Origin of the sequence: Avibacterium volantium (genome assembly GCF_049366555.1) — a bacterium.
Taxonomy (GTDB): Bacteria; Pseudomonadota; Gammaproteobacteria; order Enterobacterales; family Pasteurellaceae; genus Avibacterium; species Avibacterium volantium_A.
In genome coordinates, this window is sequence record NZ_JBMMGT010000008.1 from 45,048 (window position 1) to 57,952 (window position 12,905).

Annotated in this window: 12 protein-coding genes; 8 read left to right on the forward strand and 4 right to left on the reverse strand. The window is 41.2% G+C overall.

The annotated features are described in order from the left end of the window. The first annotated feature begins 202 nt into the window (after nt 1–202). The 5 genes from ACLS0A_RS03775 (at nt 203) to oppF (ending at nt 5,747) form a co-directional block, all read left to right on the forward strand. Complete coding sequence (locus ACLS0A_RS03775; protein WP_416082467.1) at nt 203–1,843, forward strand: ABC transporter substrate-binding protein; 1,641 nt, start codon at nt 203–205, stop codon at nt 1,841–1,843. 77 nt (nt 1,844–1,920) lie between these two features. Then, nucleotides 1,921–2,841 (forward strand): oligopeptide ABC transporter permease OppB, encoded by a 921-nt coding sequence (gene oppB, locus ACLS0A_RS03780; RefSeq protein WP_103852558.1) that lies wholly within the window; start codon nt 1,921–1,923, stop codon nt 2,839–2,841. Nucleotides 2,842–2,854: 13 nt separating this feature from the next. Further along, nucleotides 2,855–3,766 (forward strand): oligopeptide ABC transporter permease OppC, encoded by a 912-nt coding sequence (gene oppC, locus ACLS0A_RS03785; RefSeq protein ID WP_265755370.1) that lies wholly within the window; start codon nt 2,855–2,857, stop codon nt 3,764–3,766. Nucleotides 3,767–3,775: 9 nt separating this feature from the next. Then, entirely contained in the window at nt 3,776–4,765 is a 990-nt protein-coding gene (locus ACLS0A_RS03790) for an ABC transporter ATP-binding protein (RefSeq protein WP_416082466.1), read from the forward strand. 1 nt (nt 4,766) lies between these two features. After that, entirely contained in the window at nt 4,767–5,747 is a 981-nt protein-coding gene (gene oppF / locus ACLS0A_RS03795; RefSeq protein WP_416082465.1) for a murein tripeptide/oligopeptide ABC transporter ATP binding protein OppF, read from the forward strand. 167 nt (nt 5,748–5,914) lie between these two features. On the opposite strand, the gene ACLS0A_RS03800 is transcribed toward oppF, so the two are convergent. The 3 genes from ACLS0A_RS03800 to dacB all read right to left on the reverse strand — a co-directional run bounded on the left by ACLS0A_RS03800 (nt 5,915) and on the right by dacB (nt 9,014). After that, nucleotides 5,915–6,628, reverse strand: coding sequence for a DUF4198 domain-containing protein (locus ACLS0A_RS03800; RefSeq protein ID WP_416082464.1), 714 nt, complete (start codon nt 6,626–6,628; stop codon nt 5,915–5,917). 145 nt (nt 6,629–6,773) lie between these two features. Next, complete coding sequence (locus tag ACLS0A_RS03805) at nt 6,774–7,568, reverse strand: MOSC domain-containing protein (protein ID WP_416082463.1); 795 nt, start codon at nt 7,566–7,568, stop codon at nt 6,774–6,776. A 3-nt stretch (nt 7,569–7,571) separates the two neighbouring features. Next, on the reverse strand, nt 7,572–9,014 hold the full coding sequence (gene dacB, locus ACLS0A_RS03810; protein ID WP_416082462.1) for a serine-type D-Ala-D-Ala carboxypeptidase: 1,443 nt from the start codon (nt 9,012–9,014) through the stop codon (nt 7,572–7,574). 204 nt (nt 9,015–9,218) lie between these two features. Here dacB and greA point away from each other — a divergent pair, with 204 nt between their 5' ends. After that, nucleotides 9,219–9,695: a transcription elongation factor GreA gene (greA, locus tag ACLS0A_RS03815; RefSeq protein ID WP_103852936.1), complete on the forward strand. Its 477-nt coding sequence runs from the start codon at nt 9,219–9,221 to the stop codon at nt 9,693–9,695. 32 nt (nt 9,696–9,727) lie between these two features. Here greA and yhbY read toward each other — a convergent pair whose 3' ends face one another. Further along, a complete protein-coding gene (gene yhbY, locus ACLS0A_RS03820) occupies nt 9,728–10,024 on the reverse strand; it encodes a ribosome assembly RNA-binding protein YhbY (RefSeq protein WP_416082461.1) in 297 nt (98 codons plus the stop codon). A gap of 118 nt (nt 10,025–10,142) precedes the next feature. Between yhbY and rlmE the strand changes: the two genes are divergently transcribed. Both rlmE and ftsH read left to right on the forward strand, forming a co-directional pair. Continuing rightward, on the forward strand, nt 10,143–10,772 hold the full coding sequence (gene rlmE / locus ACLS0A_RS03825) for a 23S rRNA (uridine(2552)-2'-O)-methyltransferase RlmE (RefSeq protein WP_416082460.1): 630 nt from the start codon (nt 10,143–10,145) through the stop codon (nt 10,770–10,772). A gap of 92 nt (nt 10,773–10,864) precedes the next feature. Beyond that, nucleotides 10,865–12,787 (forward strand): ATP-dependent zinc metalloprotease FtsH, encoded by a 1,923-nt coding sequence (gene ftsH / locus ACLS0A_RS03830; protein ID WP_416082459.1) that lies wholly within the window; start codon nt 10,865–10,867, stop codon nt 12,785–12,787. Nucleotides 12,788–12,905 lie beyond the last annotated feature (118 nt).

Consider the following 12,905-nt stretch of genomic DNA (forward strand, 5'->3'; position numbering starts at 1 on the left):
TTTTTTTATGCACTATTAGTGACATTATTCAGCCCAATTAAAACAAAAGTGCGGTGTTTTTTTGTCTATTTTTTGTAAATCAAATGCTGTGATTAGAAAAGAGAGAAAAAATTCCTGATGATTTCGCAATTTCTTATTTACAACATCAGAAAATTCCTTTATTAATGAAAGCCATTTTATAAAAACAATCTAGGAGGAAAAGATGCACACGTCATTCAAAAAAACACTTTTATCTGCCATTTTAGGGCTATCCCTTTCTGTGGGTTCGGCAATGGCGGCAGAGGTACCCGCTGGGACACAGTTAGCAGAAAAGCAAGAATTAACTTGGAATATTAGTTCTAACCCCGCCACCCTTGATCCACAAAAAATGGAAGGCGATGTAGAAGGTTATTATGCGCGTCAGTTGTTTGAAACCTTAGTGACTTCTGATGCGAAAGGGCATATTATTCCGGGGGCGGCGACCTCTTGGGAGCATAGCCCAGATTTTAAAACCTGGACATTCCACCTTCGCCCTGAGGCAAAATGGTCAAATGGTGATCCTGTTGTGGCAGGTGATTTCGTTTATGCGTGGCAGCGTTTAGCCGATCCGAAAACGGCAGCACCTTATGCAAGCTTCTTAGAATTTGTGAAATTGAAAAATGCGGATCAAGTTACCGCAGGCAAACTTCCTGTTACTGATCTCGGTGTTGAAGCCAAAGATGATCATACGTTGGTGTTACATTTAACGGAATCTGTGCCTTATGTAGATAAATTGGTTGAACATTATGTGTTAGCGCCAGTAAATAAAAAAGTGGTAGAACAATTTGGTGATAACTGGACGAAACCAGGTAATCTCGTAGGTAACGGGGCATTTGTGCTGAAATCTGCAGTTGTAAACGAAAAAGCCGTGTTAGAGCGCAATCCGAATTATTGGGACAACGCGCGCACCGTGTTGGATAAAGTGGTGTTATTGCCGATTGAATCTTCATCAACAGATGTGGCGCGTTATCGTGCAGGCGATGAAGATATTACCGGGAAAGAAATTCCAATTGAATTATATGGCAAAGTGAAAAAAGAATTAGGCGATGAGCTTTATCACGCGCCGCAACTTTGTACTTATCTTTACGAAATCAATACGGCAAAAGCACCGTTTGATAATCCAAAAGTGCGCAGAGCCTTATCTTTAGCCTTAGAACGTGAAATTTTAACAGATAAAGTGTTACAACAAGGGCAAAAACCCGCTTATATTTTCACCCCGCCATTTATCAATGGGGCTGAGAAAATGACTAACCCTGAGTGGGCAAATTGGACGCAAGATCAGCGTAACCAAGAAGCGCTTAAATTGTTGAAAGAAGCGGGCTTTGATAAGTCTCACCCGTTAAATTTCAAATTGTTATATAACACCTCTGATAACCACAAAAAACTGGCGAGTGCTGCGCAGTCCATTTGGAAGAAAAATTTACAAGGCGTGGTGAATATCACCTTGGAAAATCAAGAGTGGAAAACCTACTTAGATACGCGTCATCAAGGCAACTTTGATGTGGCGCGTGCAGGTTGGTGTGCGGATTATAATGAAGCCAGCACGTTCTTGAACTATTATTTATCCAATAGTGCGAACAACACTGCATTCTATAAAAATCCAGCTTATGATGCCTTGATTGATTCTTCATTCAAAGCGCAAAACGATGATGAGCGCGCAGAAGTGTATGCCAAAGCAGAAGGATTGTTAGATGCGGATACCGCAATGGTGCCAGTTTATCATTATGTTCAACCGCGTTTAATTAAACCTTGGGTGAAAGGCTTTGCTTATGCGCACCCAGCACAAAACTATTATTTAAAAGACGTTTATATCATTAAACATTAATCTTTTTTACCCGCACTTTTGGCATTTTAAGAAAAGTGCGGGTGTTTTTTTCTAAATTTTTTTGTGGGAATAATTTTATGCTTAAATTAATTTTTCGCCGTATTTTAGAGGCGATCCCAACCTTATTTATTTTAATCACCGTTTCTTTTTTTATGATGCGGCTTGCCCCGGGCAGTCCATTTTCCAGTGAAAAAAATTACCCACCAGAAGTCATTGCCAATATTGAAGCAAAATACCATTTGAATGAGCCATTAATGGTGCAATATGGCATTTACTTGAAAGATTTGGCACACGGTGATTTCGGGCCTTCATTCAAATATAAAGATTACAGCGTAAACCAGCTTGTTGCGCAATCTTTTCCAGTATCGTTAAAATTAGGGTTTTCAGCCTTTTTAATTGCCTTAGTATGCGGGATTTCCGCAGGCGTTATCGCCGCGTTGAAACAAAATAAGTGGCTAGATTATTTGATAATGACCTTTGCGATGACGGGAATTGTTGTCCCCAGTTTTGTGGTCGCCCCGTTGTTGGTGCTGATTTTTTCCATTACCTTAAAATGGCTGCCTTCAGGCGGTTGGGAAGGCGGACAGCTGACCAATATGATTTTACCAATGATTGCCCTTTCCCTTTCTTATATTGCTAGTATTGCGCGGATTATGCGTAGCTCAATGATCGAAGTCTTGCATTCTAATTTTATTCGCACGGCGAAAGCAAAAGGGTTACCAATGTCGCGAATTATTTTGAAACACGCGTTACGCCCTGCACTGTTGCCTGTCATTTCTTATATGGGGCCTGCTTTTGTGGGAATTATTACCGGCTCAATGGTGATTGAAAGCATTTTCGTGCTACCGGGTATCGGGCAGCTTTTCGTGAATGGTGCGCTAAATCGTGATTATTCCTTAGTGCTAAGTTTAACTATTTTGGTTGGCACATTAACCATTGTGTTCAATGCCATTGTAGATATTCTTTATGCCGTGATTGACCCGAAAATTCGTTATTAATGGAGTGCAGACAATGATAAAAACAAAAGAAAATCAAGCACTAATGGAAAAATTAGGGGAGCAATTAGACAAAGTCGAAGGGCGCAGTTTATGGCAAGATGCCAGACGCCGTTTTTTCCGCAATAAAGCGGCGGTGGTGAGCCTTTTCGTGTTATTTCTCATTTTGCTTTTTGTAACCTTTACACCAATGTTGATGCCCTTTAGCTATGATGATACCGATTGGGCAATGATGTCTTCACCGCCAGATTTTGAATCAATGCACTATTTAGGCACAGACGGCCTAGGGCGAGATCTTCTAGTTCGTATTGCCATTGGCGGGCGTATTTCCTTATTAGTTGGGATTGCAGGGGCACTTATTGCCGTTTTAGTTGGCACGCTTTATGGCGCAACCGCAGGTTATGTGGGCGGCAAAACCGATGCGATTTTAATGCGTATCTTAGAGATCTTATATTCTTTTCCGTTTATGTTTTTTGTGATCCTATTGGTTACATTTTTTGGGCAAAACATTTTGCTGATTTTCGTGGCAATTGGCATGGTGTCTTGGCTGGATATGGCGCGTATCGTGCGTGGGCAAACCCTAAGCCTTAAACGGAAAGAATTTATCGAAGCAGCCATTGTATGTGGTGTTTCACCAAGTCAAATTGTTTGGAGACATATTGTGCCGAACGTATTAGGTGTTGTGGTGGTTTATGCTTCTTTGCTCGTGCCGGGAATGATCTTGTTTGAATCTTTTTTAAGTTTCTTAGGATTAGGTACACAAGAACCGCTTAGTAGTTGGGGCGCATTACTAAATGATGGGGCAAACTCAATGGAGGCCGCGCCTTGGTTACTTATTTTCCCCGCATTATTTTTAGTGGTAACGCTATTTTGTTTTAATTTTATTGGTGATGGCTTGCGTGATGCGCTTGATCCGAAAGATCGATAAGGTGAGAAAATGAAAAACGAAAAACACCCTCTCCTTGATGTTCAAGATTTAAGAGTAACTTTTAAAACGCCAGACGGCGAGGTTACCGCAGTAAACAACTTAACCTTTAGCCTTAATGCTGGTGAAACCTTAGGCATTGTTGGTGAATCAGGTTCAGGAAAATCGCAAACCGCGTTTGCTTTGATGGGACTATTAGCTGATAACGGACGCACTTCAGGTTCAGCCCGTTTTAATGGCGAAGAGATTTTAGGTTTATCGCCCTCACAATTAAACCGCCTAAGAGCGGAGCAAATTGCGATGATTTTCCAAGATCCAATGACATCGCTTAATCCTTATATGAAAATTGGCGAACAGCTCACGGAAGTATTGGTACTACATAAAGGTTATGATTATAAACAAGCCTTTGAAGAATCCGTGAAAATGTTAGACGCGGTGAAAATGCCAGAAGCGCGTAAGCGAATGGCAATGTATCCGCACGAATTTTCTGGTGGTATGCGTCAGCGTGTGATGATCGCAATGGCATTATTATGTCGTCCAAAATTATTAATTGCTGATGAACCAACCACCGCCTTAGATGTAACTGTACAAGCACAGATAATGACGCTGTTAAATGAATTAAAACACGAATTTAATACAGCAATTATTATGATTACGCACGATCTTGGCGTGGTGGCTGGGAGCTGCGATCAGGTGCTGGTGATGTATGCGGGAAGAACGATGGAATATGGCTCAGCGAAAGATATTTTCTATCAGCCAACTCACCCTTATTCCATTGGTTTGATCAACGCCGTGCCACGTTTGGATTCTGAAGAAGATAAACTCTTAACTATTCCCGGCAATCCACCTAATTTATTGCATTTGCCAACGGGCTGTCCATTTAGCCCACGTTGCCAATTTGCAACGGAACAATGCCAAAACAGTCCGCCATTGGAACAATTTGCGCCAAACCGCTTGCGTGCTTGTTTTATTGAGCCAAGCCAGCTGGTAAGGGGGAATTAAGATGAAAAAATTATTATTAGAAGTTGAAGATCTGAGCGTACACTTCAAAGTGCAAAGCAACGAAGGCTTTTTATTTAAGAAAAAACAAACCTTGCACGCAGTAAACCACGTTTCCTTTAAACTATATGAAGGGGAAACCTTGGGCGTGGTAGGGGAGTCTGGTTGCGGAAAATCTACCCTTGCTCGTTCGATTATTGGCTTAGTGAAAGCCGCAGGCGGCAATATTTTATGGCTAGGTAAAGATCTCAGCCAGCAATCTGAAAAGCAGTGGCACGACACACGCAAAGATATTCAGATGATTTTCCAAGATCCCTTGGCATCGCTTAATCCACGAATGACTATTGGAAATATTATTGCTGAGCCACTGAAAATTTATTTTCCCCATTTATCGGCAGATGAAGTGAAAGAACGCGTGCAAGCAATGATGTTAAAAGTGGGGTTATTGCCAAATTTAATCAACCGCTACCCGCACGAATTTTCGGGGGGACAATGTCAGCGGATTGGCATTGCACGCGCCTTGATTATTGAGCCAAAATTAATTATTTGCGATGAACCCGTTTCAGCGTTGGACGTATCCATTCAAGCGCAAGTAGTGAATTTGTTAAAATCCTTACAAAAAGAAATGGGCTTATCGCTGATTTTTATCGCACATGATCTTGCTGTGGTTAAACACATTTCCGATCGCGTATTGGTGATGTATTTGGGCAATGCGGTGGAGCTAGGCACTTATGATAAGGTGTATCACGAAACCAAACACCCTTACACCAAAGCCCTGATGTCAGCCGTGCCAATTCCCGATCCTGATTTGGAAAGGGGTAAAAAAATTCAGCTACTAGAAGGGGATCTTCCATCGCCAATCAATCCGCCTTCAGGCTGCGTGTTCCGTACTCGTTGTCCCATTGCAGACACTGAATGTACACTCAGCAAACCACGCTTGGAAGGAAATGAACAGCATTTAGTGGCTTGTTTTAAGGTTCCATAGTATTCACATTGATGACTAAAAATAACGTCATAAAAAAGTGCGGTAATTTTTCACCGCACTTTTCTTTTCTGATTTATTTTTCCTAACCGCAATTAAGGATAAATTCTAGCATTACTATCAAAACGTTGATTTGGTGTAAAACCAAAGAGATTATTCATAAGCAATCATTAATCTTCAGGATATAAAATAAAAGAGAGCGAAGAAAAATATTTATTCTGTGTATGAGTGCTCGTTGGTTCGCCGATTTCCACTCCAACTACATTTGTTCCCTCTGCGCTCACTGTTAAGACGGCTTTGCCCTGTTCATCAGCTTTGATTTCCGTAGTTAAATCATTCAGCACATCAGGAATAATTGGCGCATTGGCAAAAGGTTTTCCCTCTTTCAACACTTGCACTTCATATTTATCCCCTTTATGTAACGTAAGCGGGTTAACCTTAGGTACAATTTGAATATAGGCTTCAACAGTTTGTGGTTTCGCTTTCTCATTCCAATAATGTACATTGAATTTTAGTGCGTGCGTTGTTTTTTGCGCGTCAGCCACTTCCTCAAAGCGTTTGAACGCGTGCATTTTCCCTGCGTTATCGCGAGTGAAATAGCCATAATCAAAGTCCACAACGGAAATACCTAACTTTTCATTTGGAACAATGCTGATATGATTGTTTGCTGCAATAGGGGTTAGCGGAAATACTCGCCCCATATTATCAAGTGCGATGAATTTTTTGACCATTTCTGGTTTATAAACGTTATCCAATGGTCCTTCACCTAGCACAAGGGCTTTTTGATCTAAACGATTGGCAAAATAAACGCCGTGCGCGTTGGCTTGAGCTGCGATAAAACTCAAAGTGAGAGCAATGGCTAAGGTTGGAAGCTGTTTTTTCATCGGTTTATTCTCCTTGAGTGAGTAAAAATAATCTTCATCACCTTAGCATAACTAAAAATAGTTATCAATATAATTGAGAATTATTCTCAATATATTAACTACGATTAAATCCCGAAATTTATCAGAAAAAACCACCGCACTTTTTTTATTTCAATGTCAAAACTTTCACTTCATCATTTACGCGAATAATCCCCGTATTCAACGGAATTAAATTAACGCCGAAAAGTGGTGCGCCTTGTTCGTTGCGGTTGAGTTTTTTCAGCGTGCGGAAAGGTTCCATTTTCGGATCGGTTTGGTTGGTGGTAGGGTTGCGAGTGGTGAGAACGCAGCGTTCACAAGGTTTGCTGTGTAAGAATTTGACTTCACCGATTTGAATTTCACCCCATTGCTGTTCTTCAAAGGGGGCGATGCCGTCAATAATTAAATTTGGGCGAAATTGCAGCGGTGAAATTGGGCTTGGACAAGCTTGCTGTACTGCGTTAAAAGACGCTTCAGTGGTGAGCAAAAGTGGGTAGCCATCTGCAAAAGAAAGCGGTTGGTCGGGGTAGCGTTTAATTTTGCGTTGCGTGTGTTCGCCTGTCCAGCGCAATTGCACGGCACGGCCTATTTTCTCGCTAAACCAGTGATTAATGTTTTGCGGCGCAAGCAATGAGTTAAATTCATTTCCCCACACTTCGCAGGCTTGGCTTTGCTGAAAATCCGTATATTGAACTTGAATGGCTGAACCGTCTTTATGCTGAATATATAAACCAAGCGGTGTCGGCAACGCGTGGAAGTGGTAAAGTTCCGCATCTTTGCGTGCTGTGATAAAGGTGCCGTCTAATTCTGTGAGCATAAACGTGCGATCAAAATTCAGCCCTTGCGGTTGAACCACGGCTTGCGCCACTTCATAGCTTTGCGTAGATTTGATGGGGTATAAGTAAATATGCTGTAATTTCATTGCTTAATCCTCATAAAGTTGGCTGTAAAGGGCATTTTCAAAACGCACTAGGGGTGCGCGTTTGGTTTTGTTTTCGAGATCACCCGTGGAATAGCCATTGATAAATTGTACGAAGGCAACGGGGTCGCCTTTAGCATTTTTCATAAAGCCAGCAAGGTTATAAACCCCTTTTAATGCGCCTGTTTTAGCGGAAATATTTTGTGCAAGCGGTGGCTTGATCATCGAACCCCGTCCGCTTAATGTGCCATCTACCCCTGCAATAGGAAAGCTGTCTAATAAATGTAGTTCTGTTTCGTGATTAGCAATATATTCAAGGGCTTGCAACATAATATTAGCAGAAATTAAGTTATGGCGTGAAAGCCCAGAACCATCGGCGATAACGCTATTATCGAATTTTATTCCTGCTTGAGATTGCAAAATTTGGCGCATTGCTTTCGCGGAAAGTTGAAAGGACGCAGGGCGTTTGTAATAGTGATAACCAATGGTACGAAAGAGTGCATCGGCAATTTGGTTATCAGATTTTTTCATCATTTTTTTGATCAAATCTGGCAGCGGTTTAGACAAATGTTGCGCCACAATTTGCCCTTTTTGTACTGTACGCGGCTGTTGGATTTTACCGTTAAATGCAATGCCAAGGCGGTTTAATTGACGTTGAATAATGGCTGCTGCATAAGCATTGGGATCTTGCACGGCAAAACTGAGTGCAAAAGGTTTGCTTTGACGTGCAAGACAGCCTTTAATCTGATAGCGATTGTTGTCGTGCAACACGGCATCAAGTTGGCAATAAGGCGCTTCTTCTTTGCTTGCCACACGCACCTGCCCGAACACTTGCACGGGATATTGCGCTGGCACATTGAATTTCACCAGTTCGCCCACAGGCAAATTGGCATCAAGATCCACATAAAAACAGTTATGATTGATATTCACTGCTGCAGGGGGCGAATTAAAGCACATTGACAAATCATTCCAAATCCAACCTAAGCCACGGTCGTGTCCTGTAAACATGGAAGTATCTAAAATAAGATCACCAGTAATACGCTGAATACCTTGCTGTTTTAATTGGGTAAGTAGCTGATAAAGCTGATCACTGGTTAAATCTGGATCACCGGTGAAAACAATGACTAAGTTACCGCGTAACTCTCCATTTTGAATATTACCTTGGCGTAGCAGACTTGTTTCAAAATGAAATTCATCGCCAAGACTGAGCTTGGCGGCAAGCGCGGTAAATACTTTCTGCGTACTTGCTGGAAGCATAAAGGTTTGCGGATTAAGTGCGGTGAGAATTTCTTGCGTTTTTAAGTTTTTTGCCACAAAAGAAAGACTTGTTCCCGCAGGAAGTTGCGTGCTAAGTTGTGCCACGTCCACTTCAGCTGCACTATATGGCGTGTGCAAAGCAAAGGAAATGCCTAATGCAAAAGGCAGTAATTTTGATGATAATTTGTACATAAATAATCGCTATGGTTGCTATTTTTTTTTAGAAACACAATAATAGTGCTGGATACTGCGAGAGTAAAATTATTTCTTGCATAAAATGGTGTAATAAGGCGGTTTATACCAAAATGATTTTTGAGCTACGGCAAAGCTGAATAATGAAAACATATTGCTTTGTTGTAGTTTTATTTTTGACTAAAAAAGGAACAAGGATTAACAATGCAACAAATTCCAATGACGGTACGCGGTGCAGCGCAATTAAGAGAAGAGTTAGAGTTTTTAAAGAATGTTCGCCGTCCAGAAATTATTAAAGCTATTGCGGAAGCGCGCGAACACGGTGATTTGAAAGAAAATGCGGAATATCACGCGGCGCGTGAGCAGCAAGGTTTTTGCGAAGGGCGTATTCAAGAAATTGAAGGGAAATTAGCCAACAGCCAAATCATTGATGTGACGAAAATGCCAAATAATGGCAAAGTGATCTTTGGTGCAACAGTCGTGTTAGTGAATGTGAATACGGACGAAGAAGTTACCTACCAAATCGTGGGCGATGATGAAGCGGATATTAAACAAGGCTTGATTTCCGTTAATTCACCTATTGCCCGTGGCTTAATTGGTAAGGAAGTGGACGATAGCGTCACCATCGCCACCCCCGGGGGAACGGTTGAGTTCGATATTATTGAGGTGGAATATAAATAAAAAATAGGGCGTTTTGATACGCCCCATTTTACTTATTTTTTAGGTAAGGAAATTTTATGCTCTTCGCTTGGGCGATAAAGCACAAGGATATTACCGATAGTTTGCACCGCTGCGGCTTGCGTTTCTCTCACAATCGCATCAATAATCAGCTGTTTGGTTTCGCGATCAGCACCAGCAATTTTCACTTTAATTAATTCGTGATGATTGAGTGCGTTGTCGATTTCAGCGATAACCCCTTCGGTTAAGCCATTTCCACCTAGCATAACGACAGGGCTTAAATGGTGTGCAAGCCCTTTTAAAAATTGTTTTTGTTTTGTTGATAACTGCATTAATTTAATCCTATGTTTATAAAGTGCGGTGGTTTTTTCTGGAGAAATTCCGAATACCACCTTGAACTGGGAAATTTTAACCTCATATTGACAAAACTACCACAAAAATTAAGAAATTATGGGAAAGAAAAAACGTTCAGCAAGTTCAACCCGTTGGTTGAATGAGCATTTTAAAGATCCGTTTGTACAAAAGGCACATAAACAGAAATTGCGTTCACGTGCTTATTTCAAATTAGATGAAATTCAACAAACCGATAAACTATTTAAAGCAGGAATGACGGTAGTTGATCTTGGTGCCGCACCGGGCGGTTGGTCGCAATATGTCGTCAGCCAAATTGGTGGCAAAGGGCGTGTGATTGCCTGTGATATTTTAGAAATGGATCCTATTGTGGGGGTTGATTTTCTGCAAGGGGATTTCCGTGAAGAAAATGTATTGAATGCTTTGCTGGAACGCGTAGGTGAGGCAAAAGTTGATGTGGTAATGTCGGATATGGCGCCAAATTTTAGTGGTATGCCATCAGTGGACATTCCTCGTGCAATGTATTTAGTGGAACTGGCTTTGGATATGTGTAAACAAGTATTGGCGCACAAAGGCAGTTTCGTTGTGAAAGTTTTCCAAGGTGAGGGCTTTGATGAGTATTTAAGAGAAATTCGTTCTCTGTTTAGTGTCGTTAAAGTGCGTAAACCTGAAGCATCTCGTGGGCGTTCTCGTGAGGTGTATATTGTGGCAACGGGTTACAAATATTAACTATAAATTCAATAACTTCTCATTTTGGAATGAATGTAGTAATCTTGTAACAAATTATTAACTTAGAAAAACGAGGTCAAACCTTGAAAGATATGGTCAAAAACTTAGTCCTATGGATTGTGATTGCAGTAGTTATGATGTCTGCATATCAGGGCTTTAGCGGTAGTTCGAATGGTAATCTTACCGATTACACCACCTTTATTACTGATGTGGGTAATGATCAAGTACGCCAAGTGCGATTTGAAGAGAACGAATTACAAGTTACTAAATCTGATGGTTCAAAATATTCAACCGTAATGCCAATTTATGATGATAAATTATTGAATGATTTATTAAATAAAAAGGTAAAAGTAGAAGGATCGTTGCCAGAAAGACGTGGTATTTTATCGCAAATTCTCATCTCTTGGTTCCCAATGTTATTGCTTGTTGGCGTATGGTTCTTCTTTATGCGCCAAATGCAAGGCGGTAGTGGAAAAGCAATGAGCTTTGGTAAAAGCCGAGCCAAAATGCTCACCAAAGAGCAAATTAAAACGACTTTCGCTGATGTTGCTGGCTGTGATGAAGCGAAAGAAGAAGTGGGGGAAATCGTGGATTTCTTGCGTGATCCAAGTAAATTCCAAAAATTAGGCGGTAAAATCCCAAAAGGAATTTTAATGGTTGGGCCACCGGGAACGGGTAAAACCCTATTAGCCAAAGCCATTGCTGGTGAAGCAAAAGTGCCATTTTTTACCATTTCAGGTTCTGACTTCGTAGAAATGTTTGTGGGCGTGGGGGCTTCTCGTGTGCGTGACATGTTTGAACAGGCGAAGAAAAACGCACCTTGTTTGATTTTTATTGATGAAATTGATGCAGTGGGTCGCCAACGTGGTGCAGGCCTTGGCGGGGGACACGATGAGCGTGAACAAACCCTTAACCAAATGTTGGTGGAAATGGACGGCTTTGAGGGCAACGAAGGAGTGATTGTGATCGCCGCAACCAACCGCCCAGATGTGCTTGATCCCGCTTTAACGCGTCCAGGTCGTTTTGACCGTCAAGTGGTAGTGGGCTTGCCAGATGTATTAGGGCGTGAGCAAATCTTAAAAGTACATATGCGTAAAGTGCCAGTTGCACCAGATGTGAATGCGATGACCCTTGCACGTGGTACACCAGGTTATTCAGGGGCAGATTTGGCTAACCTTGTGAATGAAGCCGCATTATTTGCAGCACGAATGAACAAGCCATTGGTTTCAATGCTCGAATTTGAAAAAGCCAAAGATAAAATCAATATGGGACCTGAACGCCGCACAATGATTATGACGGATAAGCAAAAAGAATCTACCGCTTATCACGAAGCAGGACACGCCATTGTAGGTTATTTAGTGCCAGAACACGATCCAGTGCATAAAGTAACCATTATTCCGCGTGGTCGTGCTTTAGGGGTAACCTTCTTCTTGCCAGAAGGGGATCAAGTAAGCATTAGCCAAAAACAATTAGAAAGTAAACTTTCCACCCTTTATGCAGGGCGTTTAGCGGAAGATTTGATTTACGGTGAAGAAAATATTTCTACTGGTGCATCAAATGACATTAAAGTTGCGACGAATATTGCACGCAATATGGTTACCCAGTGGGGCTTTTCTGATAAATTAGGGCCAATTCTTTATTCTGAAGATGAAGGCGAAGTGTTCTTAGGGCGCTCAATGGCGAAAGCGAAACATATGTCTGATGAAACAGCTCATCTTATTGATGAAGAAGTCCGTGCGATTGTTACTCGTAACTACGAGCGTGCAAGACAGCTATTAATTGACAATATGGATATTTTACACGCAATGAAAGATGCATTAGTAAAATATGAAACCATTGAAGAAGAGCAAATTAAACAGCTGATGAACCGTGAACCAGTAACGCCACCAGCAGGCTGGGACGACAACGGCAAAGCAAGTTCAGAAAAATCTGCTGAACCCAATGCTTCTGCACAAAATCAAAGTACGGCAGATCAAAGTGCGGTAGAAAATTCAGATAAATCTGAACATAACTAACCACTTAATAAATATTAAAGGACTGATTTTTATAAGAAATCAGTCCTTTCTTTTTTCTTCTTTAGGCTTTAACATAAAGTAAATTCAAATAACAAAATCCAGCTTATTTTTTATTTTA

Bases quoted from the DNA above. Each gene is read 5' to 3' on its own strand.
- greA (WP_103852936.1), top strand. From the start codon at position 9,219: ATGCAACAAATTCCAATGACGGTACGCGGTGCAGCGCAATTAAGAGAA.
- ACLS0A_RS03805 (WP_416082463.1), bottom strand. From the start codon at position 7,568: ATGAAATTACAGCATATTTACTTATACCCCATCAAATCTACGCAAAGC.
- dacB (WP_416082462.1), bottom strand. From the start codon at position 9,014: ATGTACAAATTATCATCAAAATTACTGCCTTTTGCATTAGGCATTTCC.
- yhbY (WP_416082461.1), bottom strand. From the start codon at position 10,024: ATGCAGTTATCAACAAAACAAAAACAATTTTTAAAAGGGCTTGCACAC.
- oppC (WP_265755370.1), top strand. From the start codon at position 2,855: ATGATAAAAACAAAAGAAAATCAAGCACTAATGGAAAAATTAGGGGAG.
- rlmE (WP_416082460.1), top strand. From the start codon at position 10,143: ATGGGAAAGAAAAAACGTTCAGCAAGTTCAACCCGTTGGTTGAATGAG.
- ACLS0A_RS03775 (WP_416082467.1), top strand. From the start codon at position 203: ATGCACACGTCATTCAAAAAAACACTTTTATCTGCCATTTTAGGGCTA.
- ftsH (WP_416082459.1), top strand. From the start codon at position 10,865: ATGGTCAAAAACTTAGTCCTATGGATTGTGATTGCAGTAGTTATGATG.
- ACLS0A_RS03800 (WP_416082464.1), bottom strand. From the start codon at position 6,628: ATGAAAAAACAGCTTCCAACCTTAGCCATTGCTCTCACTTTGAGTTTT.
- oppB (WP_103852558.1), top strand. From the start codon at position 1,921: ATGCTTAAATTAATTTTTCGCCGTATTTTAGAGGCGATCCCAACCTTA.
- ACLS0A_RS03790 (WP_416082466.1), top strand. From the start codon at position 3,776: ATGAAAAACGAAAAACACCCTCTCCTTGATGTTCAAGATTTAAGAGTA.
- oppF (WP_416082465.1), top strand. From the start codon at position 4,767: ATGAAAAAATTATTATTAGAAGTTGAAGATCTGAGCGTACACTTCAAA.